This is a genomic window from Pseudoalteromonas sp. SWYJZ19 (assembly GCF_015864375.1).
GTDB classification, from domain to species: domain Bacteria; phylum Pseudomonadota; class Gammaproteobacteria; order Enterobacterales; family Alteromonadaceae; genus Pseudoalteromonas; species Pseudoalteromonas arctica.
Window position 1 is genome coordinate 1 of the sequence record NZ_JADYXI010000031.1, and the last position, 24384, is coordinate 24384.

Annotated in this window: 23 protein-coding genes and 1 pseudogene; 9 read left to right on the plus strand and 15 right to left on the minus strand. The window is 39.5% G+C overall.

The window, feature by feature from the left end; genetic code table 11:
• Together I6F45_RS19825 and I6F45_RS19830 are read left to right on the plus strand one after the other, a co-directional pair.
• Positions 1-312 (plus strand): annotated as a pseudogene (locus I6F45_RS19825) (hypothetical protein); the annotation flags it as partial.
• 396 nt (positions 313-708) lie between these two features.
• A complete protein-coding gene (locus tag I6F45_RS19830; RefSeq protein ID WP_231609722.1) occupies positions 709-1215 on the plus strand; it encodes a transthyretin-like family protein in 507 nt (168 codons plus the stop codon).
• Positions 1216-1277: 62 nt separating this feature from the next.
• Here the strand turns inward: I6F45_RS19830 and I6F45_RS19835 are convergent, their stop codons facing one another.
• The 3 genes from I6F45_RS19835 to soxR form a co-directional block, all read right to left on the minus strand.
• Positions 1278-2363 (minus strand): rhomboid family intramembrane serine protease, encoded by a 1086-nt coding sequence (locus I6F45_RS19835; protein ID WP_165741195.1) that lies wholly within the window; start codon positions 2361-2363, stop codon positions 1278-1280.
• Positions 2353-2994 (minus strand): hypothetical protein, encoded by a 642-nt coding sequence (locus tag I6F45_RS19840; protein ID WP_197161803.1) that lies wholly within the window; start codon positions 2992-2994, stop codon positions 2353-2355. Before I6F45_RS19840 ends, I6F45_RS19835 begins: the two co-directional genes overlap by 11 nt.
• A 320-nt stretch (positions 2995-3314) precedes the next feature.
• Entirely contained in the window at positions 3315-3788 is a 474-nt protein-coding gene (gene soxR, locus I6F45_RS19845) for a redox-sensitive transcriptional activator SoxR (RefSeq protein ID WP_197161806.1), read from the minus strand.
• Positions 3789-3864: 76 nt separating this feature from the next.
• Here soxR and I6F45_RS19850 point away from each other — a divergent pair, with 76 nt between their 5' ends.
• The 6 genes from I6F45_RS19850 to I6F45_RS19875 all read left to right on the plus strand — a co-directional run bounded on the left by I6F45_RS19850 (position 3865) and on the right by I6F45_RS19875 (position 8697).
• Positions 3865-4338, plus strand: coding sequence for a flavodoxin family protein (locus tag I6F45_RS19850; RefSeq protein WP_024593724.1), 474 nt, complete (start codon positions 3865-3867; stop codon positions 4336-4338).
• Between the two features lie 72 nt (positions 4339-4410).
• Positions 4411-4920 carry a DsrE family protein gene (locus I6F45_RS19855; protein WP_165729401.1) on the plus strand — a complete coding sequence of 170 codons (510 nt, stop codon included), beginning with the start codon at positions 4411-4413 and terminating at the stop codon, positions 4918-4920.
• A gap of 8 nt (positions 4921-4928) precedes the next feature.
• Positions 4929-5564, plus strand: coding sequence for an SGNH/GDSL hydrolase family protein (locus I6F45_RS19860; RefSeq protein WP_024593722.1), 636 nt, complete (start codon positions 4929-4931; stop codon positions 5562-5564).
• A 78-nt stretch (positions 5565-5642) separates the two neighbouring features.
• Complete coding sequence (locus I6F45_RS19865) at positions 5643-7181, plus strand: EAL domain-containing protein (RefSeq protein WP_197161809.1); 1539 nt, start codon at positions 5643-5645, stop codon at positions 7179-7181.
• 56 nt (positions 7182-7237) lie between these two features.
• The gene (locus tag I6F45_RS19870; protein ID WP_197161812.1) at positions 7238-7759 is read left to right on the plus strand and encodes a hypothetical protein; all 522 of its coding nucleotides are present in this window, start codon (positions 7238-7240) and stop codon (positions 7757-7759) included.
• A 248-nt stretch (positions 7760-8007) separates the two neighbouring features.
• Positions 8008-8697 carry a response regulator transcription factor gene (locus I6F45_RS19875; protein WP_007584415.1) on the plus strand — a complete coding sequence of 230 codons (690 nt, stop codon included), beginning with the start codon at positions 8008-8010 and terminating at the stop codon, positions 8695-8697.
• Between the two features lie 157 nt (positions 8698-8854).
• On the opposite strand, the gene I6F45_RS19880 is transcribed toward I6F45_RS19875, so the two are convergent.
• The 4 genes from I6F45_RS19880 to I6F45_RS19895 are packed head-to-tail and all read right to left on the minus strand — an operon-like array spanning position 8855 to position 11985.
• Positions 8855-9628, minus strand: coding sequence for a CsgG/HfaB family protein (locus tag I6F45_RS19880; RefSeq protein ID WP_007584410.1), 774 nt, complete (start codon positions 9626-9628; stop codon positions 8855-8857).
• Positions 9628-10053, minus strand: a complete 426-nt coding sequence (locus tag I6F45_RS19885; RefSeq protein ID WP_007584408.1) for a curli assembly protein CsgF — start codon at positions 10051-10053, stop codon at positions 9628-9630. The genes I6F45_RS19880 and I6F45_RS19885 overlap by 1 nt, the downstream gene beginning before the upstream one ends.
• Positions 10043-10444, minus strand: coding sequence for a curli production assembly/transport protein CsgE (locus I6F45_RS19890; protein ID WP_007584407.1), 402 nt, complete (start codon positions 10442-10444; stop codon positions 10043-10045). Before I6F45_RS19890 ends, I6F45_RS19885 begins: the two co-directional genes overlap by 11 nt.
• 38 nt (positions 10445-10482) lie before the next feature.
• Entirely contained in the window at positions 10483-11985 is a 1503-nt protein-coding gene (locus I6F45_RS19895) for a curlin (RefSeq protein ID WP_197161815.1), read from the minus strand.
• Between the two features lie 583 nt (positions 11986-12568).
• On the opposite strand from I6F45_RS19895, the gene I6F45_RS19900 reads away from it, so the two are divergent.
• Positions 12569-15070, plus strand: a complete 2502-nt coding sequence (locus I6F45_RS19900; RefSeq protein ID WP_101216331.1) for a S8 family serine peptidase — start codon at positions 12569-12571, stop codon at positions 15068-15070.
• A gap of 68 nt (positions 15071-15138) precedes the next feature.
• On the opposite strand, the gene puuE is transcribed toward I6F45_RS19900, so the two are convergent.
• From puuE to xdhA, 8 genes are read right to left on the minus strand one after another with little or no spacing between them, the layout of a single operon-like run.
• Positions 15139-16071, minus strand: coding sequence for an allantoinase PuuE (puuE, locus tag I6F45_RS19905; RefSeq protein WP_197161818.1), 933 nt, complete (start codon positions 16069-16071; stop codon positions 15139-15141).
• A gap of 1 nt (position 16072) precedes the next feature.
• Complete coding sequence (locus I6F45_RS19910; RefSeq protein ID WP_165729411.1) at positions 16073-17284, minus strand: urate hydroxylase PuuD; 1212 nt, start codon at positions 17282-17284, stop codon at positions 16073-16075.
• A gap of 5 nt (positions 17285-17289) precedes the next feature.
• On the minus strand, positions 17290-18654 hold the full coding sequence (guaD, locus tag I6F45_RS19915; RefSeq protein ID WP_197161820.1) for a guanine deaminase: 1365 nt from the start codon (positions 18652-18654) through the stop codon (positions 17290-17292).
• Positions 18655-18656: 2 nt separating this feature from the next.
• Positions 18657-19007, minus strand: a complete 351-nt coding sequence (gene uraH / locus I6F45_RS19920) for a hydroxyisourate hydrolase (RefSeq protein ID WP_165741026.1) — start codon at positions 19005-19007, stop codon at positions 18657-18659.
• Positions 19004-19504, minus strand: coding sequence for a 2-oxo-4-hydroxy-4-carboxy-5-ureidoimidazoline decarboxylase (gene uraD, locus I6F45_RS19925; protein WP_197141830.1), 501 nt, complete (start codon positions 19502-19504; stop codon positions 19004-19006). The genes uraH and uraD overlap by 4 nt, the downstream gene beginning before the upstream one ends.
• Complete coding sequence (gene xdhC / locus I6F45_RS19930; protein ID WP_165729414.1) at positions 19501-20391, minus strand: xanthine dehydrogenase accessory protein XdhC; 891 nt, start codon at positions 20389-20391, stop codon at positions 19501-19503. The genes uraD and xdhC overlap by 4 nt, the downstream gene beginning before the upstream one ends.
• The gene (gene xdhB / locus I6F45_RS19935; protein ID WP_197161823.1) at positions 20384-22723 is read right to left on the minus strand and encodes a xanthine dehydrogenase molybdopterin binding subunit; all 2340 of its coding nucleotides are present in this window, start codon (positions 22721-22723) and stop codon (positions 20384-20386) included. The genes xdhC and xdhB overlap by 8 nt, the downstream gene beginning before the upstream one ends.
• Complete coding sequence (gene xdhA / locus I6F45_RS19940) at positions 22710-24209, minus strand: xanthine dehydrogenase small subunit (protein WP_197161826.1); 1500 nt, start codon at positions 24207-24209, stop codon at positions 22710-22712. The genes xdhB and xdhA overlap by 14 nt, the downstream gene beginning before the upstream one ends.
• Between the last annotated feature and the right edge of the window lie 175 nt (positions 24210-24384).

Consider the following 24384-nt stretch of genomic DNA (forward strand, 5'->3'; position numbering starts at 1 on the left):
AACAACCAACCACTTCCTGATGTACCTGAGTATGAAAACTACCGACACCTTGATGAACCCACCGCTGAATTTGATAAAAAAAATGACAGACCTAATAAATTTTGGAGCGACTTTTCACTTGATCAACAAGCCGAAATATGGCAAAAATTTAATAAAGAGGCTGCTCATTTTAATTGGCTCAGAGCGACACCTAACAAAGAAATAATTAAGCCTTGGTTACACTTTAAAGGTGAGCCTGAGCGTATTGAAAAACTAACATGGAAATACAAAGCAAAGCGTTTAGCGCTACAACTGTTTATGGGAATACCTTAAGCGCATTATAAAAGTCGCTTTATAACTTAAAGGAAGTCTGAGCTATACATAGTTTGAGTTTACTAAAGGAGTATATGTTTAATTATAAGTACTTAGGCGGCTCGCAGTCTAAAAAATAATCTTCAATCAATTCTACGAAGAATGTTAAACGGTTTGTGTATTTTAGTTAATTGACAATATGACATCTTATATTTATTACTTCTAATACTTTAAGATCAGCTTATCTCGCTTAAAGCTAATATATAAATACTTAGTCATTTCTATTATTGTTATTTTTAATATCGCCAGTAAATCAACTAAATCTATTTAGGCATAACTCTAAGAATAGCGATTTAAAATATGTCACAAGTTGGCTTTTGTTGTTAGGCTAAAAATACAAATATAAGAGGGATTTTTATGATCAAGGCAAGATCGGCTAGCGTGACTTTAACGCTTATTCTATTTTTATTAATACCAATGCAAGGATGTGCAGATATGTTTGGCTTTTTTAACAAACAAGACGTTACGTTGTCGTTGCCTGTAAAAGGCAGGCTATTAAATAATGGTGAGCCTCAACAAGGTGTTAAAGTAACAAGAGAACTCATTTATGGCGACACTTATATTGATGAAGCAATAAGTGATAGTGCTGGCTACTTCTATTTTAATAACAAAAAAATACGCAGTTCAAAGCCTTCAAACATGTTTTTTAATAGCTCTTTGCTACAGAGTATTTATATTGAAAACAAAAAAGATGAAGATTCAATCTTATGGTACACCACTATACAGTTCACCGAAGAGCAAGTACTGCTGTCTGATATATTAAATAACTTTGAATGCGAACTTACTGAAGAGCCAATAACATACGATATACCGATAAAAAACACGGGTCAATTTTATACAGTTTATACACGTTGTAAGTTATAGAAATTAGTGAAAAGTTTTATAAAGCCACTAATGTTTATCTATTAGTGGCTTTAATATAACGATTAACGTTTTAACTGTGCTTCATTTTGGTTTAGTAAACGAATTATAGGGTTTTGCTCTAATATTTTACTTTTCAAAATATAACCAATAATTAGTCCAGCTATAAAGCCACCAATATGCGCACCATAATCAATGCCATCGGGGCCTGTTACTGCACCAAAAATGTTAAATCCTAACCAAATAGCGAAGAACCATACCGCAGAAAGTTTCTTCTGATAAATTATAAACATAAAAGTAAGGCTTGCGTGTCTGAACCACATTAAATACATGCCAAATAAACCGGCTATAGCGCCACTTGCACCCACGCCTGGAATTGTAGACATTGGGCTTACAATGTAGCTTGCAAACGATGCGAGTAGTCCACAGGCTAAATACCATAACAAAAAGCGTTTATGGCCTAACACGTCTTCTAAGTTATCGCCAACGATGTATAAAAAGTACATATTGCCAACTAAATGCATTATTGAACCATGTAAAAATACGCAAGTTAATACAGTCCATAGCTCATTACCTTTGCTTAAATCTGCAGGTGTCATGGCAAAGTTATCAATAACATAGCTGAATGAGCTCGGGTTTAAAAAATAAAGTGCAAAAATCAATGTATTTAAAACAATAAGACCGCGAGTTACCCAAGGAGTCTTTTGTGGCTTAATATTATATTCAACAGGCATTTGCGTTAAAAATTGAAACAAGTAGGTTTTCCAACTCACTTTTTGATTTAGCTCGCCTAAACTCACCTTTATTTCAGGGCTTTTTTCAACACTTTCAAGTTCGTCTTTATCAATCCAGGTGCCATCGCAGTGTCTACAAACATCAATTTCGGTATGAAAAGCTTCCAGTAAGTGAAAACGTTCTAAACTTTTTTTACAATCAGGGCAGTCAAGCTCAGAAACGCCTAATGGCTCACCAAAGTGAGTTTCAAATTTATCACCTTCTGGGCCGTCATTTATCTCGGAAATCATGCGATTTACTTCATTTTTTTCGAACCATAAGCCACCACATTCACGGCAAATATCTATTTCTTCACCCTGATAATTGGTTACTTCTAGTGGATGATCTTTACAATGTGGACAGCTTTTAGTTGGCATTTGTAAGTTCCTTTAACGAACCAACAGAAATATCATTCTGCTGTAATTCCATTTTTAATTGTTTAGCGCTATTTTTTAATGCAGGGAGTGTTTGAGTTTTAATTAAATTAGTAATCTCTTTTAATTCTTCAGCTGCTTGTCTAGCGGAAATCCTTTTATTAGCTACAGCGTCTATTAAAAATTTAGCTCTTGAGTAAAATCGACGTATTTGCGTTAGTAATTCACTTGGGGTTTCGAGCGTAGTTGGTGAGTACTGCATCGTTTGCCAAATGTACTTTTCGAGTGTTGGTTTAAAATACTCAATTTCTTTTATTGATGGGCTTTTTGCAAGTAAATTAGCATACTCTTCCATACTGTTTGCATTATCAGCAACTTCGTCAAATAAGGAGGTGCGCAAATAGTAGTTATCTTCCATTTTACTAAATGAGTCAAATTTAAGCGCTTGTTCTAAGCCGCTTTGAGCAGCTAAATACACGCCAAATACAGTAGAAATAACCATAAAAAATTGATTTAACCAAAAGCCAGTGCTTTTTAGTTCTTTATGATCCGCTGTTTTAAGGGCTTGCGAAAACTTTTGAGTAACTACAGGTGGTTTTGTATTACTTTCAGAGGCGTGATTAGTTGGTTCCAACAGCTTATTCCTTGAATATTTGCTTCCTTTTGAGGCGCACAAGAATACTCAAAAACTAACCAGTTAGCAATGCTCCTACCCACATTGAATATATTTTTCACATATTTATCTATATAAAAGAAACCATTCGAGTATGGCCCGGCTAAAATTGTAAATTATTTTATTAAATTATCTATTGAGTCAACTAAACGAGAAAGCTCTTGGCTTTATATTGATGAATCGAGAGTTTGTTTTGTAGCGCCTGAAGTTATATTTAGACCTTGTTGGCTAACTCCTAATGGGGAATGCTTATTTTGTTATACATAAAAGACCTGAACTTTTTACACAAGTATAAGCTCAGAATTTAAAAGTACAGCTCCGCTCTCTTTATCGCCTAAGTGGTCATCTTTATTGTAAATTGGGCAACTTTTAAGTGATAAGCAACCACATCCTATACAACCGTCTACTTTGTCGCGCAGGCGTTGCATATGCGCAATTCGCTCATCAAGTTGCGCTTGCCAATGTTTTGAAAGTGCTGACCAGTCTTGTTTTGTTGGTGTGCGGTTGTCGGGTAGGGTAGATAAGGTATTTTTAATTTCATCGAGCGTAATTCCCATCGCTTGAGCTGCTTTTATTACAGCTACACGGCGTAATACATCAGGTTTATAACGTCGCTGATTACCATTATTTCGCCAGCTCTTAATTAAAAACTTAGTTTCGTAAAAGTGAAGAGTAGATACTTTTACACCACTTCTTTTTGCTACATAGCCAACGGTTAGGTTAGCTTCGGTTAATTTTTTTTGTCCTAGTGGCATTATTTTAATCCTTCAGTTGACCTCAATATAACTTGAGGTTTTAAGCTTCTACCACATTAAAAAAGGAGCTAACTAAATGCAACAAAAACTTGAGCGTAATACAGTTATTATTTATTCAAGCGCACGAAAAAACGGCAATACCACAGCCCATGTTAATAGCTTTGCCGAGCAAAATGATGTGCGCGTAATTTGTCTGGATGATTATAAAATTGCGCCGTATTGTTATGACAAAAACTATAAAAATGATGACTTTTACGCGCTATTTGAAGCACTTTTAAAGTACGACCATTGGGTGTTCGCGTCTCCTGTTTATTGGTATAACACTACGGTACAAATGAAGTCTTTTATAGATAGGATCACAGATTACATGGATGACGAAACCTTGAAGCCGAAGTTACAGGCTTTACGTAATAAAGATTTTTCGTTGTTATCAAACGGATCATCGCTTGAAGCGCCTGATATTTTTGTAGAAATGTTTAAACGAACATTTAGCTATTTAGGTATGCAGTTTATTAACCATCATCATAAAAACACTCAATCGGCAGCATGATAAGCTGCCCTTTTTTCTTTGCTTCTGTTAGTTTTATAAATAGGTTAACTTATTTAAAACACAGGATTGTTTATGAAATACCTATTATTACTTTTACTTATAAGCCCATTTTCGCAAGCGGGTGAAAACCTTATTAAAGACTTTGGTTACTTTTATAGTGTCCCGGAGCATGTTCAGATAAGTGACTCTACGGTATTTAAAATAGCCTTTGATGTTGGTGATGGCGCTAAAAAAGGTGAGCAGAACAATTCAATGAACTCACTTGCACGTTTTATTAATATGCATATAGCACACGGTGTAAAGCCAGATAACATTCAATTAGCGTTAGTGGTACATGGTAGTGCTAGCGTTGATGTATTGGCTAATAGTGAATATAAAGAACGTTTTAAAGCAGATAACAAAAATCAAAGTTTAATAAAGCAATTGTTGGCCAATAACACCGTGGTTTATGTATGTGGGCAATCGGCTACGCATTATAAAGTAGCACCAGAACAACTAATTGAAGGTGTGCAAATGTCACTTTCGGCGATGACAGCACATGCCCAGCTGCAACAGCAGGGTTATACACTCAATCCATTTTAATAATTAACATGACAAAAAATATTCTCTGCTTTGGTGATTCTAATACGTGGGGTTTAAACCCTGTAACGGGAAAACGCTTTGATGAAAATACCCGTTGGACATCGTTATTAAATAAAAACTTAGGGTGTGGCTTTAACGTAATAGAGGCAGGGCAGCCTAACCGCACGTTAGTGCATAATCCACCGTTTGATGGCGTGCTTAATGGTGTTAGTTATCTAAAGCCTTATTTGGATAAGCATGAGCTCGACTTTATTATTATTGCCCTTGGTACAAACGATCTTAAAAAACGTTTTAATTTAACACCTAGTTTAATAGCAGATGGGTTAAATGATTTAATTAACTCAATACATATTTATTATCAGCAAGGTAGTACTTTAAAATCTCCTAAAATTATTATTGCTAGCCCACCTAAAATAAGAATCACCGAGCAGTATTCGCGTATTTACGAAGGTGCAGATATAAAAGCAACAGAGCTCTCTAGTGCATTCAAAAGCGTTGGGGCTACTCATAAATGTACTTTTATTGATTTTAATACATTTATTAATGTAACAGCCGGTGATGGGATTCACTTTGAAAGTAATCAGCATTTAACGGTAAGCGCTAAAATCACTCAGTTTATTCAAAATTCGTTCAATAATTCTTAAATCGATCTGTTTGAATTTAATGCGACTTATGCAATCATCTAATAAAGTAGTGATATAAATTAACAACTTCGAGATGCTATGAAAAAGTACCAACAAAAATCTATTATAGCCGTTTTAACCGGAGGGTTAGTTTTTGTAATTGGCTGTTTTATTTTGCTCAATTTTGCAGCGCAGCAGTTAACAGCACAAACAAAGTCTGATGCTGAATATATTCTCGGTCATGTAGAAGGTGCAATTGCAGAGAGGCGTCGAATTCTTACCCCATTAAATAAGCTTGCGTTTAAGCAGTGTGACAACACAACCCTTCTTGAGATGCGCCGCGCTTTATTTGATGCAAAATATGTAATTGATATAGGCTTTTTTAAAGGTAACCAGCTAGTTTGCACTACGGGTGCAGGCTTATTAAGTAAACCAATTAACGACAAACAGCCTGACTTTATTCGAGATGATGAACAGGTGAGGATTCGTTTTGAGCCAGAGCTTTATCTATTATTATTTAGTGAGCGCCCTATGGAGGTAATTATAGTCAGACAAGGGGATTATAATTTAATTATGCAGAGCACGCCCTTTACCAACATCGGAATTACTGCGCCAGATTGGGAAGTTATTTATAAAACACCAAATGCTTTGCATCATTTAGCAGGTAAAGAGGGGCTGTACCAGCAGGTAAAAAACAGCGTTTTTTTTCCTTACGAAACTAACTCAGTTTGCAGTTCTACAAGTAGTCAATATTGTGTAGTAGTGCACTTGCCTTGGAGTCTGTTTTTTTCTAATAATCACTTATTATTAATAATTTCGTTAATTTTAACCTGTTTAGCGGGCATATCGAGTGCGTTAATAGTTGATGCGAGGATTGCTGCACGCCGCTCTACCAATCAACGTATTCGTAAAGGGCTCAAAAAGGGATCATTTTATTGGACTTACCAGCCCATTATTTGTTTGCAAAGTGGCAAGCTGATTGGTTGCGAGGTACTTGCACGTTTTGAAGATAAGTACGGTGCTTTATTTCCAGATGAGTTTATTCCGGTTATTAGAAAAAATAATTTAACTTGGACTTTTACTGAGGCAATGATTGCTACCACAATAAAAGAGTTAACCTCTATAGAGTTATTGCCAGAAGGCTTTAAAGTGTCGCTTAATATATTTCCGTGTGATGTAGAGCTGGGTAATGTGTCGTTACTGCCGCAAATTACAGAGCTTACCAACTCACGCTTTATTATTTGTTTAGAGATAACTGAAGACGAATACCTTGATACAAGCATTGCGCATGCTCATTTTAGAACCTTAGTGGAATCGGGATTTAACTTATCATTAGATGACTTTGGTACGGGTTATTCGAATTTAAGAAACTTACAAAATTTGAGCTTTCATCAACTTAAAATTGATCGTACGTTTGTTCAAGATATAGCAACTGAGGGCTTAAAAGCCTCTATGATCCCAAATATTATGGAACTTGTGCATAAGTTTAATTATACCTGTGTGGCAGAAGGGATTGAAACCACTGAGCAAGAAGCTATTTTAAAAATGGCGGGTGTGCATTATGGACAGGGTTGGAAGTATGGTAAGCCCATGACGGCGTCTAAATTTAAAAATTATATAACTAATCAGCATTTTTAGATCTCAGCTGCCATACTAAACGTATCATTATGAAATTTATAAATATTAGGTTTATTATGATCAAATTAACATTAAGTGCTTTTGCATTTTTACTACTTAGTGCATGTACAACACAGTATCCAAACCAGCAATTAACAGGTAAACAGTTCCCAAGCATTAGCGGCGAAAGTTTAGAGCAAAGCATGGTGACTATACCCAGCGATTTTAAAGCAGATAAAACACTGCTGCTCATTGGGTACAAGCAAGATAGTCAGTTTGATATAGACCGTTGGTTAATTGGTTTAGATATGGCGGGTGTAACGCTCCCTACATACGAACTACCAACCATTGCCGGCATGGCACCACGTATGTTTAGCACATTTATAGACAGCGGTATGCGCAAAGGCATCCCTAAAGAATTATGGGGTGGGGTAATCACTATTTATAAAGATGGTGAAACAGTTCAAAAGTTTACAGGTAATCAAAGCCCAAATAACTCACGTGTGGTACTTATAAATAACAGCGGCGAAATTTTATATTTTTATGATCGAGGTTTTTCGGTTGATGCGCTAAATAAACTAAAAGCGAGTATAGAATAATTGATCTTAAAGTTAGTTTAGGCTAATGCATATTTAAGGCTTTATAAGTTATTAAGTCACTAATCCGATCTGTTATTTATCTTATAAAAGCAATTTTAAAAATAAAATTGATGAAGGTTTTGCATTGATTTAATTGATTTTTATCTATTTTAGGATGAGAAAGAATAACAGTACTTTAATATCAAAATCCCATTGTAAGTTGTATTTGATTTAGGTAATGTAGTGTAAATGTTTCAAGGACGAAATTTATGCCCCATAAAAACTCGGTATTTGTAAAAACAACGTTTCAATCATCTTTTCATTCACACAACTACACCGCTATTTTAAGAACACTACAAGCTTTGTTTGGTGATATTAAAATGGACGAGGTTATTCCTAAAGCTGAGCAGCGCACAAATTATGATTTGTTTTTAATAGATGGTGCTAAAAGCAAATGGCAAGACCTTATTCCGACTGACCTTATTTGTTTAGCTAAACACTATAGCGTTGTCATTTTTAATGTTGATAAAGAAGATGTGTGCGAGCAAAACTTATTGCTTAACCATTTTAATGGTGTTTTTTATAAATCTGATCCACCAGAAGATATTTTTAAAGGGTTACTTCGTGTTAATACTGGCGAGCTTTGGTTTACGCGTAAAGTGATTTCAAAAGCTTTTAACGATATTTTAGCCGTGGCATCGTCGTTTAATAGCTTACACGACGACATTGAATTAAAGCAGGACGATTACGATCATTTAACAAAACGAGAAAAGTCTGTTATTCATTTAATTGCACAGGGGGCGAGTAACAATACAATCGCTGATAAACTTAACATTAGCGACCACACTGTAAAAACACATTTATACAGTGCGTTTAAAAAAACTAACTCACGCAACAGGGTGGAGCTTGCTAATTGGGCGCAGCGCTATATATCGGTTTTGCTGCCAATGGCTAAATAAGAGTAAAGCCACCAATACTTTATTAAAGTTATTAAAGTAAAAACTTTATCCTCTAGATTTTTTATAAGGGTTGGGTTAGCGAAGTACTTTCAACTTACTAATCACACAACCTATAAAGGCTACAATATGTAGCCTTTAGTTAATCCAGGAAATCAGTTTACGCCGATTTTTTAGCCCATAAGCCTTTATCAATACCTTTTGTTATGAGATCTGTGAGTGCTTTTTCTATTGCTTGGGTAACACAAATACTCATAGGTTCATTGTCGCTAAAGCCTGCTTCTGCTTCTGCCAGTCGTTTGTAGCTTACGTATCTAAAAAAGCCTGCACGCATTTCTTGGCTAAGTACTTTTTTGCTGGTGGCTACACTTAGTAGTACTTGTCCTGTACGAACATCAACAGCGCGTAAGTATATTGAAATAGCATCTTCGCGGTAAAGCTCTGATGCGCCTATACCAAAGTATTCCATACCCAAACCACCTGTTTTTACATTAGTGTCGTAGCTTATGATACCGCCCTCTAAAATGATTTTTGCGGTTGTTAGCGGGGGTAAATCAGCTTGGTTAGGATTATCGGCTTGGCCCGCACGAATAATTTTTCGCTCTGTTAAAATGTTTTGTAAACCTTCACGCTCTACCGGCGTAAACCAATCAGATTCATGTAATGCTTGTATGAGTATTGAGTTAGCACCTTGAGTAACGGCAGTCGAAAATGAGCTAACGTTAGTTTGTGGCTTATATTGACCTGTTTGATCTCTAAATGAGTATACTGATACAGGAATACTCCCGACCGGTTTTGGTAAGTTTTTCAGATCTGCGAATAATTCGGTTGGTTCTAAACTAACTGCTTTTTGTTGCGATGGTGGGATTAAATTCCCTAGGCTCGCACAACCGCTCAATCCTATTAATATTATTGTTATTAGTAGTTTATACATTATCCAAACCTCGGTACTTCAATGATCACCACGGTGTCATCAATTATATTTGTTATTCTTACTGTAATAGAATCGGTTGTGCTGGTTATAACTTCAATTTGATAATCGCCACTCATAAATATGGAGTCTTGATTGAAAAGGCTATCTTCTATGTCCTCACCAAATGCCATATCGGTAATTTCTCTTACCATACGGTTTAAATAGGTGCGCTCTAGAGTTTCTTGAAATTGTTCAGCGTAACCTTTTTCTACTACCGGTGCTTTATGCTTGTTTTGAGCTTGGGCTTTACTCAACAGCATATTTGCATTGAGTGGGTTACCACCAAAGCTTGGGTTAATTGGGGTGTAAATTATTTCAGTTGCTGCTGCTGAAAAGCTTAATGTTGTTATTATTATAAGGGCTATATTTTTCATTTTACCATCCATCTTTAGCCATATCGGGTGTTGACACTGCCATGTTTTCGCGAGCCATTGCATCTATCACTGTATAAACAGCCTGCTCCACACGCTCATTTAAAGGCTCTAGTCGTCTACCTAAATAAGTTGCGTAAACAAGTTGGTTATTCATTATTAACGACAGCTTTGTGCCTGCTTTTGGAATGACCGTTTCTTTAATTTCAATGTTAAAACCTGCAGTTGAAGGGAGATCTCGCCAGTAATTAGAAAACTCAAAATAGAACTGATGACCAAAGCGGCTAATACTCCTATCAAGTAGTAGGCCGTCAATCTCCAACTCTTCAGCGGCATAAGATGCGGGCATTAAAAACAGAGAAAGCGTAAGTAATAATACTTGGTAATGGTTTTTATTATTATGCATAACTAAATGGGGAGAGTTGCTCTCCCCAACCTCAATAATTACATTTGAGTAATAGAAGTCACGTTACCGTCACCAATTTGGGTCACTGAAACAGTGCTGTTGAAACCAATTACGGCGCCTTCAACAATGTTATCGTTACCCATTTGAGTTACGCTAAACGAAACGTTTACACCACCTACTAAAAATGCAGGTTGATCCATTCCAACTACCCAGTTACCTTCGCCAGTTTGTGAAATATCAATGCTGTGGCCATTACCTTCAACCATCATATCAACTACGTTCATTTCACCTGTTTGAGCTAGGTCAATTTGGTTCATGTTGCTATCTAAAATACCTGCAAGTGTAACCATGGCTTCGTTTTGAGAACCATTTTGCATAATATCGATATCGTTGTCGTTTGATGTTAGAGATATATCAGGGTATGAAGACTCAACAACAGCAGTGTTTTCTTGGCCAGACTGAATAACGTTAACGTCATTTTCAGACCCATTAAAGTTAACAACGTGTGCTGAATTTGATTCACCTACTTGGTTAATCATAAATTCGTTATCGGTACCTAAAACGCCCATGTAAGCATCATTTAATAAGCCAACTTGTGTAGCCGTTAATTCATTATCGTCACCAATAATATCAACGGTTGTTGAGTTGCTTAAATCAACCTGAGTTACTGTAACTTCGTTGTTTTGACCTTCGAATAAGTTTGATTCGATAGTATTTAAAGAACCTTCTTGGTCTAAATCAATTTCGTTTTCATCGCCTAATACAGCTACAAATGTTACTGCGTTAGTATTGCCTTCTTGCTCAATTGAAAGCTCATTTGCATCGCCTAAAATATCAGTGAAGGTAACAGTATTACGATCGCCGTCTTGTTCAATATCAAGCTCGTTATCGTTGCCTTGTAAAGAACTCACTTTGAAGGTATTCCAGTAACCGTTTTGCTCAAGACTCAGGCTATTCTGATCGCCCATTACAGAGGTTAATTCAGCTTCATGCCACTCACCTGTTTGTAATGAACTGATTTCGTTGCCATTACCTTTCATATCTAAGTTGTAAAACCAATGACCACCAGTGCCTTGCTCTACATCAACGATATTGTCGTCACCAACAATCATGTTGACAGCTTCGTTGTTTACAAAAAAGCCTTGGCCACTTTGCAAAACATTTAGGTAATTATTATTACCAGTAACTTCGGTAATTACACCGTTGGCAACGCCATCTTGGGCATATACTTGCTCGTTGTTGTTACCAATTGTTGTTACGCCAACATAATTACCTGATTGTAATTGAGTAACTTCTGTTGTGTTCTCGTTTCCAGTAGTCGAAACCTCAATAGTATTACTATCTCCCTCTTGCATTAAAATCGCGGTGTTATTATTTTGCGATTGCGCCAATGTCATTGAATTAGCGGTGCTAAGTATAGATATTTTTGTACTAAGTTCTGAGTTTGATGCTGATTTGTTGTCGGTATCTGCATATGAGGCAAAGCTGGTACCCATTGCTATTGCAACAGCACAACTTAAAAGTGATTTATTCAACTTCATTATTTTCTCCTTGAAATATTAAAATCAAATACCCTAAATGTTATAGGTTTTAATAAGGTATTTGTTGTTTCAGCATGCCGTGCCGATATATTTTTTGTGATCCGCTTGCGTAACTTTAGAAGTAGGTGAAGCGTAATATGTGACTATAAATAATTAAGTTTTAATTTGTCATAAATATTGAACTAACAAAGTTTAAGCTCAAATTCATAATCACCCATTAACTGTATTCCCCTATTTCATTTTCTTAAATCATCATTTTTTACCAAATAATTAACCTTTTATTATCATTGGTTTATGTGTGTAACTGGTGGGTTTTAATGTAATAGTAAGCAAAAGCAGTAAAAAAGTTTGACCCTATAATGGGTAAGGTTGTAATGGGGCAGTTCATTAAAATGACTGTGTTTAGTGTTTTTTTTATAGCCAAACTGGTCAAAATTTATGATTTTTAATTCTTTTTAACTTTTTAACTTGTCAAATATCGTATTTACTAGTTTGCTTATAACTTGCCACGTGATCCCTTGTACTTGAAATAGTGAACAAACCCGCTTAGTACTTCTAAGCTAACCCAACTATGGATAGAACAATGAAAACAAAATTATCTATTATTACGCTTGCTTTACTACCTTGTTTGGCTTCGGCTAAATTACCTGATGCAGGAGCTCTTCCACAAGCAGCTGCAAGCAGTGACTCTGTTATTGTTAAATATAAAAAAAATGCAACACCTCAAATGCGTAAACAAGCACGAAGCTTGGTTAAAGCAAAAATTACAGATTTAAATAATGATGAAGTTGATGATAACTTCACATCATTATTCTCAGGTCGCCTTGCTAAATTTAAAGTGTCTGGCATGAGCACTAAAGAAGCTATTGAGCGTTTAAAGTCTCATCAAGCTATTGAATATGTTGAGCCAGATTACCGAGTAAGTATTGCGAGCGCACCTAACGACCCTCGTTTTGATGAGCTTTGGGGCCTAAATAATGAAGGTCAGACCGGTGGTACGGCAGACGCTGATATTGATGCTGTAGAAGCGTGGACTATTTCTACTGGTAGTCGTGATGTAGTTGTTGGTGTAATCGATACAGGTATTGATTATAGCCATAGCGATTTAGCGAGCAATATGTGGGTAAATACCTCTGAAATCGCAGGCGATGGTATTGATAATGACGGTAATGGCTTTATCGATGATATTCATGGTATCAATGCGATTACCAATACTGGCGACCCTATGGATGATGAAGGTCACGGAACGCATGTGTCTGGAACTATAGGTGCGAGTGGTAATAACTCTGTGGGTGTAGTGGGTGTAAATCATGAAGTATCACTTGTTGGTTGTAAGTTTTTAGATGCAGCAGGTAATGGATCAACATCAGATGCAATCAAGTGTATTGATTACATGGTTGGCCTAAAAAACTCTGGTGTTAACATCCGCGTATTAAATAATAGTTGGGGTGGCGGTGGCTATAGCCAAGCGCTGGCTGATGCAATCGAATCAAGTGAAGCTGCGGAGCTACTGTTTGTAGCTGCAGCAGGTAACGACACTATTGATAACGATGTAAACCCACATTATCCATCAAACTACGAAAATGCGAGTGTTCTATCGGTTGCAAGTACTAACCAAACTGATGATATTTCGTGGTTCTCTCATTGGGGCTTAACCAGTGTTGATATGGGCGCACCAGGTACAGCTATTTTATCTACTACACCGGGTGAAAGTTATGCATCGTATTCTGGTACGTCAATGGCAACGCCGCATGTTGCTGGCGCAGCTGCGCTAGTTTTATCTATTAATCCAGAGTTATCTACTCAAGAACTTAAAGATTTATTAATGAGCTCGGGCGATGCTAATGCTGCACTGCAGGGGAAAACGGTAGCCGGTACGCGACTTAATGTTAACCAAGCACTTATTGATGCGGATCCAACTCCTGGTTTTAAAATATCAGCTAGCCCGCTTACCCAACAAATTATAGCTGGAGAGGCTACAAGCTATACATTTACAATTGGCTCAATTGCCGAGTGGGATGAGGAAGTAACGCTTGAATTATCAACAACATTAGGTGGTGCTTATTTATCATCGCTTACAGCGCGCCCTGGTGATGACGTGATACTAAATGTTGAAACCGATACTGATACTCAGTGGGGAGATTACGAGTTTACCGTAACTGCCACTGCGGGTGATATTGTTAAACAGCAATCGGTTGAATTAATGATACAACCATTAGGGTTAAATGACTTTACCTACAGCAGTACTGGTAGCGTAGCAATTCCAGATAATTCTCCACAGGGGATTAGCTCAGTAATTAATGTTTCTGATGATTTAACCGTATTTGGCACAACCGCCGATGTTGATATTACTCATACTTACTCTGGTGATTTAGTTGTAAAACTAATATCTGCACAAGGTACAGAGGTAACATTGCAAAGCAATGTTGGTGGTAGTAACGATGATATTGTTAAGAGCTTCACGTCTAGTGCATTCAATGGCGAAGTAGCAAATGGTGACTGGACTCTTCATGTAGAAGATACTGCAGCCGCTGATACAGGCACAATTAATGGCTGGTCACTTACGCTTAGCGCTATAGGCGAAGTAAGTGCACAACCGCCACGTGCAGGCTTTACTGTTGATACGCAAGGTTTAACAGCCTCGTTTGTAGATACAAGCAATGATGCCAATAACGACATTACACAATGGAGCTGGAGCTTTGGCGATGGCGCTACATCAACAGATTCAAGCCCTGTGCATGCATATGCGCAATCGGGTAGTTACGATGTAGAACTAACTGTTACTGACAGTGAAGGTAATACAGATACATTTACCCAAGCCGTTGTTGTAAGTGACGTGACCCTTGAACTGAACTTAAAACGCGCTAACAAAACACGCCTAGGTACGATGCGTGTAGAACTTAGCTGGGAAGAAGTTGGTGCAGAGTCATTAAGCGTTTACCGTAATGGTGAGTTAGTTGATACCACTGCAGATAACGGACGCTACCGTGATTACGTGCGTGGAGCTACATTACCATCGTACGATTACCAATTATGTGTAACAGAAAATGTGTGTTCGAATATCATCACCGTTTCTTTTGAATAAATTTCACTACTCCTAAAGTAATTTAAGCCCAGCTTTGCTGGGCTTTTTTATGTTTTAAAAAATATAAACTATGCTTTTTTATACGGGTGGGTTTTAAGCCAGTGCTCGGCTATTTGTTCGCGCGTGGCAAACCAAACCTGATCATGCGAGCGGGCATATTCTAAAAACCGTGCTAATGCTTTTATTCTTCCTGGTCTGCCAATTAAGCGGCAATGCAAACCTATCGACATCATTTTTGGGGTGTTTTCACCTTCTGGGTCACCTTCTTCATAAAGCGTATCAAAGGCATCTTTTAAATAATTATAAAACTGATCCCCTGCATTAAAACCCTGTATGGCAGCAAAGCGCATGTCGTTTACATCAAGCGTGTAGGGCACAATGAGTTGTGGCTTACCTTCCTTAATACTGTAAAAGGGCAAATCGTCGCTGTAATCGTCGGCGTCATATAAAAATGTGCCATTCTCAACTACAAGGGCTGCGGTATTTGGGCTAGTTCGGCCGGTATACCAGCCTTTGGGCTTTTTACCTGTAAGCTTTTTAATGGCGTAAATGGCTTGTTGCATATGTTCGCGCTCGGTTTGTTTATCTATATTTTGATAATTAATCCAGCGCAGGCCATGGCTTGCAATCTCGTGGCCTGCTTCAACAAAGGCTTTAGCTACATCAGGGTGGCGCTCAAGGGCCATCGCCACTGCAAAAATGGTGACCGGTATATCGTATTTTTTAAATAAACGCAGTAACCTCCACACGCCCGCGCGCGAGCCATATTCGTAAATAGACTCCATGCTGATATGGCGGTCTTCTACATGGGGAGCACTGACTATTTCTGATAAAAACGTTTCAGCGGCTGCATCACCATGTAATACACAGTTTTCGCCGCCTTCTTCGTAATTTAATACCACTTGCACGGCAATACGTGCTTTATTGGGCCAATTTGCATGAGGCGCATGTGGGCCATAACCAATTAAGTCTCGTGGGTAGTTTTTAAATTGCTCGCTCATTTTATTGCTCCTTTTTAAGTGCCGTGAGCCAAAACTCGAGCGTTTCGCGCTCTGCGTCTGTCATTTTTGTCATATTAGCCAGTGGCATGTCTTTAGTTATTACGGCGCGAGTATGCACAAGTACTTGCGACTTTTTCACCTGTTCAATTGAGTCGAGTTTAAAGCCAAGTGGCGCTGTTTGAAAAAGCTCAGAGGTAGGTGTTTCGCTGTGGCACTGCGTACAGTGTTTGCTGATTATATCCCACGCTTGTGCGTCGGTAATACTTGCTTGTAAAGGCGCGTTTTCGTCTGCATTTGTTGTACTGCTGGGCCAAGGTGCTATTGCTAGCATAAGGGCAAAAAATGCTGCAATACCACTTATAAGTACTGAAGGTTTATTAACGCCTTGATGTTTTAAGTTAAAGTAATGGCGTATCCACATACCAATACCAAACAGCGCAATTAAAATAAGCCAGCCAAAATTGTGGCTATACGTGTAAGGAAAGTGATTGCTAAGCATAATAAATACCACAGGTAACGTGGCGTAGTTATTATGTATCGAGCATTGCTTGGCTTTTAGTCCTGGGAGCGATTCGGGAATACGGCCGGCTTCTACTTCACTTACCATATAGCGTTGCCCTGGCATAATAATGTGATACACATTGCCAACCATACACGTGCCAATAAGCGCACCTACATGAATATACACAGCGCGGTCGCTAAATAATTGATCAACCCCAAAAGTCCACAGAGCTAATAAACCAATAACTACAGCAATAAACACTTTGCCGTTTTCAACCAGCGGGGTTTTACACAATAAACGATAAACACCATAACCTAAGCCAATAAAACCAAGGGATGCGCCAATAGCTGCAAATTTACTTAGCTCACTTTTACTGTTATCAATTAAGTATACGTCGGCGCCAACATAATAAAGTAAGCTAAATAGTAATATACCGGTGATCCACGTTGTGTAGGCTTCCCACTTAAACCAATGCAGGGTGTGAGGCATTTGTTCTGGGCCATTTTGATACTTAGCCACTTCGTAAAAGCCACCGCCATGCACGGCCCATAAATCGCCTTTTATGCCTTTATCGATTTTCCACTGCGGTGGTGTTTGTAGGTTGTTATCAAGCCATGCAAAATAAAATGAAGCGCCAATCCAGGCTATACCAGCAATAACATGAAAGTAACGCAGTACTAAATGAGCAAGCTCAAATAAATAGTTTTCCATAACAGTTAAGCCTCTTCTAATACCGGTGAGCGGGTGTCTGAAAATTGATTGTTATCATCGCGCTTATACACGCTTTTACCCATAATGTAGGTTTGCTCAACGCAGCGGTCGTCGCCTAACATCATCATTGCAAATAGTTTTTCATGTAGGGTTTTGGCATGTTGTATTCTAAATTTTAAAAACGAAGTTGCCGAACAATCCATTACAACAAAATCGGCTTCACAGCCGGCTTCAAAATTACCAATTGTCCCTTCTAAATCGAGCGCTCTAGCACCGCCGAGTGTTGCTAAATACAGCCCCTTAAATGCTGAAAACTTTTGACCTTGTAACTGTTGGATTTTGTAAGCTTCGTTACCTGTTTGTAGCAGAGAAAAGCTTGTTCCTGCGCCTACATCGGTACCCATGCCTACGTTTATGCCGTGCTCTTCACAGGCTTTTAAATTTAAAAGTCCTGATCCTAAAAATAGGTTTGAGGTAGGGCAGTGCGATATTGCCGCATTGTTATCTGCAAGGCAGCAAAGTTCGCGCTCAGATAAATGAATACTATGGGCAAATACTGAGCGTTTACGTACCATTTTTGCTTGCTCGTACACGCCTAAGTAATCTTCGGCTTCTGGAAATAGCCCTTTTACCCATTCGCACTCGTCTTTGTTTTCCGATAGGTGTGTGTGCAGGTAGGTGTCTGGGTATTCTTCAAGTAACTGAGTGCATTTTTGTAATTGCTCAGGGGTTGATGTGGGGGCAAAACGTGGTGTAACTGCGTAGCTTAGCCTGTCAACATTGTGCCATTTTTTTATTAGGGCTTTGGATTCGTCATAGCTTGTTTGCGCGCAATCAGATAAGTCGTCAGGGCAGTTACGATCCATCATTACTTTACCGGCAATCATACGTAAATTGCGTTTTTGTGATTCTTTAAAAAACGCATCAACCGATTGCGGGTGCACAGTGCCAAATACAAGGGCAGTGGTTGTGCCATTACGCAGTAGCTCGTCTAAAAAGCGATTAGAGATCTCTTTTGAATAATGCTTACACGTAAATTTTTTCTCTGTCGGAAACGCATACTCGGTTAACCAACTTAGCAGTTGCTCGCCGTACGCCCCCACCATTTCGGTTTGTGGTAAGTGTATGTGGGTGTCTATCATGCCGGGCATAACCAATTTGCCATCGTGGCGAATAATAGTGGCTGATTTATCTAAGCTTGGCAGTATGTCTTGCTCGTAACCAAGCTTAACTACTTTGCCTTGTTGAATAACTAACGCGCCTTTTTCAAAATAGCGATGGGCGTTGTCGCCTGCTATGGCAGGGTCGTCTACAAAATCGAGTATGTTGGCACAAACTACTGTTAAGTTATTATTGTTTTGCGTGCTCATTATTAGCTGCCTCTGTACGTTGAGTAGCCAAATGGGCTAAGTAATAACGGAATATGATGATGCTTTTTATCTTGTAATCTAAAGGTAATTTGCGCCTCTGGGTAAAACGCTGGGGTAGGTTGATTTTGATAATAACTATCTAAATCAAATACTAGCTTATAGGTTGCAAATTCTATCTCTGTATTTAGCCAGTCGGTAATACGCCCATCGCTATCGGTTGTGCCTTGGGTTAGTTGCACCCATTCGTTATTTGTAAGTTTAAATAGCTTAACAGCAACGTTTGCTGCTGGTTTTCCTGTGCTGGTATCGAGTATATGGGTGGTTATAGGGCTTTTTTTCATACTTTTATTCATAGCAATGACTCCAATCTTATTTTTGTTATTTTGGCTTGTTCGCCCGCGGCAATATTTAGCTCTGTACTGCGGGTGTTGTGCATGCGCTGCTCTATGAGTTCGAGCATTTGTTCGGCCGTTTTACCGCTGGCGCACACAATAAAAATAAAGCCAAACTTGTTCAGGTACTCTTTATTAAGGGCAATCATTTTGGTTAGTACGGCTTCGTTTGCTTTGCTCATACCTGATTGCTCATGCCCCGCTTTTTGTGCGGTAGCAGCGTATTTTTTGCTAAGGGTTGATAAATCACCTATTTGCGGGTGGCCTTCAAAGGCAGCTAAATAGTCGCTTTCGCCAAGGCTATCCCATATGCTTTGTGCGCATTCAAACAGCTGTTGAGCACTTTTAAATGGCATTGCTTTTACCATGCCCGCCACCCAGTTAGGGGCCGCGCAGCAATGCTCAAGTGCTTGTTTTGCTTGTGCATCATTTAGCGTATTTATTTGTAAGCTACTCATGCGTCTACTTCCTCCTGCGTGGTGCTAATTAAGGCATTTTTTAGTGTGCGCCATTGCAAGCCTTGGCGTTTTGGCGCTTGGGTTTGCATAGCCTGATAAAGGCCAATTAGCTGTCCACTAATCGAAATAGCCACTTCCATTGGTAATTTGCCCGTAATATTTTTAAGCCCAACAGGGCAGGTCATTTGTTGTATTTGATCGGCTGTAAAATCGCGATGTGCTAGGCGTTGTTTAAAACGTTTTGCTTTAGTGTCAGAGCCAATAACGCCCAGCCAATTGGCATCAGCGCGTTTAATAATTGCTTGGGTGAGTGCAAAGTCGAGCTGGTGGTTATGGGTCAGTATTAAGTAATTGTTAGCTTTAGGCGCACGTTTTACTTGTTCTGTTGGCTCTTCATCAACCACTTTTACTACGTTATTTGGAATAGCCTGTGGGAATACATCTGCGCGGCTATCTATCCATCGTATGCGAATAGGCAGCTGTGCCAATATACCAATAAGCGCTTGTGCTACATGGCCTGCGCCATAAATGTCGAGGGTAAAGCGCTCGCATTGCATGCACTCAAGCATAACGGTGGCAGCCCCGCCGCAGCACTGGCCTAAATTTGCACCTAGGTTAAATTGCTCAATTACTTGGGCGGCTTCGCCTTTGGCAAGTAGTTCGCGGGCTTTTTCTATTACTACGTATTCAAGGTGGCCACCGCCAAGGGTGTCGTAAATATGCTCGCCGCTTATTACCATTTTTGAGCCTGTGCCGCGTGGGGTTGAGCCATTTGTGCCAAGCACCGTGGCAATAACATAATTAGTGCCGCTTTTTTCGTGCTCGTTTATAGCCTGCGCCCAGTTTTGAGTATGAAAACCCTGAAACGACTCATTTAAATTAGTCATGTTGATTCTCCTTAAACCAGCTAGCGGTTTGCTCAATTGCACTCAATACTCGCTCTGGGGTTGCGGGTGTATCCAGTGGGGCGGTGTATTTGTAATCAGCCACACTGCTTATTGCATTACGAATGGCGCTCCATACACTAAAGGCCAGCATAAATGGCGGCTCGCCTACGGCTTTTGATCTAAACACGGTGGTTTCTGGATTTGCTGAGTTATAAAGATTGACGTTAAATTCGGCAGGGGTATCGCCAATAGCTGGTATTTTGTAGTTGGCTGGGCCAAAGCTTGCAAGCTGGCCTTTATTATTCCATTGTAAGTCTTCGGTTGTTAGCCAGCCCATACCTTGCACAAAGGCGCCTTCAATTTGCCCTATATCAAGTGCTGGATTAATTGAACTGCCTACATCGTGCAGTATATCAACGCGGGTTACCGTGTTTTCGCCCGTAAGCGTATCTACTTCTACTTCACTCAGTGCTACGCCGTGAGCGTAGTAAAAAAATGGGCGGCCTTCGCCTTTAGCTCTGTCGTAATGAATTTTAGGGGTTGCGTAATAACCCGTTGATGAAAGCGATATACGGTTCATATAAGCAAGGTTTGCAAGCTCACTAAAGCTGATTTCACCTTTATTAAAAGTAATGAGGTTATCTTTAAATGTAATACTTTGGCTGTCTACTTCAAAGTGCTCGGTAATAAAGTTTATTAAGCGCTCTTTTATTGTGTTTACTGCATTTAGCGCCGCCATACCGTTTAAGTCGGTACCGCTTGAGGCCGCTGTTGGTGAGGTGTTTGGTACTTTGTCGGTACGCGTAGCGCTAATACTTACCGCGTTAAAATCGACCCCAAAGCCATGGGCCACAATTTGCGCAATTTTGGTGTTTAGCCCTTGGCCCATTTCGGTGCCGCCGTGGTTTAAATGTATAGAGCCATCGCTATATACATGTACTAATGCACCGGCTTGGTTTAAGTGTTGTACAGTAAACGAAATACCGTACTTAACTGGCGTCATCGCAAGGCCTTTTTTTATAATAGGCGATGTGGCATTAAAGGCTTTAATAGCGGCTTTACGTTCCCAGTAGTCACCCGATTTCTCAAGCTGGCTTATCATATCTATTAAAATATGTTGCTCTACGGTTTGATGGTACGGCGTGGTATCGCGCCCTTTTTTATATAAATTGAGCTTTCTGATCTCAAGCGGATCTTTACCTAATTTGGCGGCTATATCGTCCATTATTAGCTCGCCCATAATCATTCCTTGCGGGCCACCAAACCCTCTAAATGCGGTATGGCTTACGGTATTTACTTTGCAGCGATTACCTCTAATAGTGGCGGCTGGGTAGTAGTAGGCGTTGTCGGCATGAAACATGGCGCGGTCTACAATTGCATCCGATAAATCAGGCGAGTAGCCACAAAATCCGTTTACGGTAATGTCGGCACCTTCTATTAAACCATTTTCGTCAAAACCGACATGATAGTGATTATAAAAAGGGTGGCGTTTACCGGTTAATTTAAAATCGTCGCTGCGGGCTAGGCGCATTTTTACTGCGCAGCCAAGGTGGTAAACTGCAAGGGCTGCAAGGCATGCCCATGGTGCGCCTTGGGTTTCTTTGCCACCAAAAGCACCGCCCATACGGCGGGTTTCTACGTTTACAAAGCTAAATGGCTTTTTTAAAATTTTAGCAACTAAATGCTGCACCTCAGTAGGGTGTTGCGTAGAGCACTGAACATGAATGCCCCCGTCGTTATCAGGTTGCGCCAGCGCTATTTGACCTTCTAAATAAAAGTGTTCTTGCCCGCCTATGTTTATTTCGCCTTTAAGCTGGTGGGCTGCGTTATTAATGGCGTTTTCGCTGTTACCACGGTTAAGTGAATGGGGCGGCCTTACCCAATGCTCTTTGCTAATGGCTTCTTTAATATCGAGTATGGGTGTAGTTTGCTCGCACTCTATAACCACTAAACGCGCTGCGCGACGCGCTATTTCATAGGTGTCGGCAACGACAATTAATACAGGTTGTCCGTGGTATTGAATTTCATGACTAGTCAGCAGTACATCACCTGGAAATACCGGGCCAATATCTAATTTACCCGGTACATCTTCGGCCGATAAAATACGTTTAACGCCTTCAACTGCCAGTGCGAGACTTGTATCAATTGATTTAATAAAGCCACTTGTAACAGGGGCGAGCACTGGGTAGGCATGGAGGCAACCGTAAGGCTCAGGATTATCGTCGGCAAAATTTGCACTGCCACAAACTTGTTTAATAGCGCTTTCGTGATACTTCGATTGGCCGACGCTACCACCTTGCGCTTTTAGTTTATCCATTTCAAAGTGACGCATGTGAGATCCTCGTAATGGCAATGTTGTTATTGTTGCGTGCTTGCGGCTCACAAAACTCAATACCAATGCGTTGTAATAAGTTTTTGCTTACCGTAGTGCGGTAATGCGCACTGCTTCTTACATCGCTCATGGGTGTAAAGTCATCGTTAATAGCGGTAGCTGCGTCTATAAAACTACTTACTCGTAATGATTGAGATATCAGCTTTTGCTCAATATGCTGCGCGCGCTTAGGAATAGCTGCCATACCGCCCATAGCGCAGCGGGCTTGAGTAATCATGTTTTGTGAATGCTCTATAGCAAGTACCAAACAAACGGTAGATATATCGTCTTCAAAGCGTTTTGATATTTTATGACACGCCAGTTTTAGTGACTCTGGGCGCTTTGGGATGGTGAACTTACTAATTACTTCATCGCTTTTAAGAACTGTTTTTTTGTAATCAATAAAGTAGTCGGCAACTTTAATAGTGCGCGTACCAGCGCTGCTTAATAAATCCATTGATGCATTAAGAGCGATTAAAAGTGGAGCGGGATCGCCAATCGGAGAGGCATTCCCTATGCTGCCACCGAGTGTGCCGCTGTTACGTACTTGGCTTGATCCTAAGCGTTCAAATAGCTCTTTTGACTCTGGGTAATGGTTATAAAATGCCTCAACAAATTGGCTATAAGGTAGCGCTGCACCTATGTGTAACTCACCGTTATTATCTGCCAAGGTGCAAAGATCCTTTACTTGGCTAAGGGAGATAATTACATCCGGTAAGAGCATGTTTTGGCTAAGCTCAATGGCAAAGTCGGTGCCACCAGCAACTAAATGTGCATAAGGATAAAGCGCTTTTAGCTCAACAAGTTGTTGGGCAGTTTGTGGTAAGTAAAATTTGCGAGGACCATTTTTTAAAAATGGAATATCGTCATCATATTGCGTATTAAGTGATGCTTTAAATTGGGCGGCCATTGCTGAGTACGGTTCAGCTTTACGTTCATAGCTATAGGCTTTTTCGGCTGCAAGTAATATTGGGCTATAACCTGTACAACGGCATAAGTTACCACCAAGTGAATGAATAACCGCTTTTTTACCAGGGTACGTTGGTTCATTAATATAAAGAGCCAACAAGCTCATTATTATACCCGGCGTACAAAAACCACATTGCGAACCATGACACTCCACCAGTGCACGTTGTACGGGGTGTAAATCGGTTAAGTTTGGGTATAAGCCAGTAGTCACAGCCTCTACCGTTACTATATGTTTTGCATGCGCATTACCTAATAACAATAAACAGCTGTTCATTGTTTTGTATTGCCAACTAGTTTGCCCGTTTGCATTTATATGCTCTTCACCCACTAAAATTGTGCACGCGCCACAGTCGCCAGTTGCACACCCTTCTTTGGTGCCCACTTTCCCTTTTTTGGTGCGTAGCCAGTCCAAAATGGTGAGACTTGGCGAACATTCTTGTACTTCAATTGGCGTGTTATTTAATAAAAATTGAATCACACAGACCCCCTTAATTTTTATAAAGCCCTGATACATAAAGGCTTGGCGTATGTTTTTTCTTGTTGTTTGCGCACGGGTAACAAAAATACTTTTTAATATTAGTAAGTTTATTGCAGTTACTATGCCATTGTTGACCGCTTGGTCAGTTAATGGTTTTGGGCGGCTAAATTATCGA

Excerpts from the sequence above, each read along its gene's own strand:
- I6F45_RS19830 (WP_231609722.1), top strand. The coding sequence starts at position 709 with ATGATCAAGGCAAGATCGGCTAGCGTGACTTTAACGCTTATTCTATTT.
- I6F45_RS19875 (WP_007584415.1), top strand. The coding sequence starts at position 8,008 with ATGCCCCATAAAAACTCGGTATTTGTAAAAACAACGTTTCAATCATCT.
- I6F45_RS19885 (WP_007584408.1), bottom strand. The coding sequence starts at position 10,053 with ATGGATGGTAAAATGAAAAATATAGCCCTTATAATAATAACAACATTA.
- I6F45_RS19890 (WP_007584407.1), bottom strand. The coding sequence starts at position 10,444 with ATGCATAATAATAAAAACCATTACCAAGTATTATTACTTACGCTTTCT.
- guaD (WP_197161820.1), bottom strand. The coding sequence starts at position 18,654 with ATGAGCACGCAAAACAATAATAACTTAACAGTAGTTTGTGCCAACATA.
- soxR (WP_197161806.1), bottom strand. The coding sequence starts at position 3,788 with ATGCCACTAGGACAAAAAAAATTAACCGAAGCTAACCTAACCGTTGGC.
- I6F45_RS19860 (WP_024593722.1), top strand. The coding sequence starts at position 4,929 with ATGACAAAAAATATTCTCTGCTTTGGTGATTCTAATACGTGGGGTTTA.
- uraH (WP_165741026.1), bottom strand. The coding sequence starts at position 19,007 with ATGAATAAAAGTATGAAAAAAAGCCCTATAACCACCCATATACTCGAT.
- I6F45_RS19895 (WP_197161815.1), bottom strand. The coding sequence starts at position 11,985 with ATGAAGTTGAATAAATCACTTTTAAGTTGTGCTGTTGCAATAGCAATG.
- uraD (WP_197141830.1), bottom strand. The coding sequence starts at position 19,504 with ATGAGTAGCTTACAAATAAATACGCTAAATGATGCACAAGCAAAACAA.
- I6F45_RS19900 (WP_101216331.1), top strand. The coding sequence starts at position 12,569 with ATGAAAACAAAATTATCTATTATTACGCTTGCTTTACTACCTTGTTTG.
- I6F45_RS19850 (WP_024593724.1), top strand. The coding sequence starts at position 3,865 with ATGCAACAAAAACTTGAGCGTAATACAGTTATTATTTATTCAAGCGCA.
- xdhB (WP_197161823.1), bottom strand. The coding sequence starts at position 22,723 with ATGCGTCACTTTGAAATGGATAAACTAAAAGCGCAAGGTGGTAGCGTC.
- I6F45_RS19865 (WP_197161809.1), top strand. The coding sequence starts at position 5,643 with ATGAAAAAGTACCAACAAAAATCTATTATAGCCGTTTTAACCGGAGGG.
- puuE (WP_197161818.1), bottom strand. The coding sequence starts at position 16,071 with ATGAGCGAGCAATTTAAAAACTACCCACGAGACTTAATTGGTTATGGC.
- I6F45_RS19855 (WP_165729401.1), top strand. The coding sequence starts at position 4,411 with ATGAAATACCTATTATTACTTTTACTTATAAGCCCATTTTCGCAAGCG.
- I6F45_RS19870 (WP_197161812.1), top strand. The coding sequence starts at position 7,238 with ATGATCAAATTAACATTAAGTGCTTTTGCATTTTTACTACTTAGTGCA.
- I6F45_RS19910 (WP_165729411.1), bottom strand. The coding sequence starts at position 17,284 with ATGGAAAACTATTTATTTGAGCTTGCTCATTTAGTACTGCGTTACTTT.
- I6F45_RS19835 (WP_165741195.1), bottom strand. The coding sequence starts at position 2,363 with ATGCCAACTAAAAGCTGTCCACATTGTAAAGATCATCCACTAGAAGTA.
- xdhC (WP_165729414.1), bottom strand. The coding sequence starts at position 20,391 with ATGACTAATTTAAATGAGTCGTTTCAGGGTTTTCATACTCAAAACTGG.
- I6F45_RS19880 (WP_007584410.1), bottom strand. The coding sequence starts at position 9,628 with ATGTATAAACTACTAATAACAATAATATTAATAGGATTGAGCGGTTGT.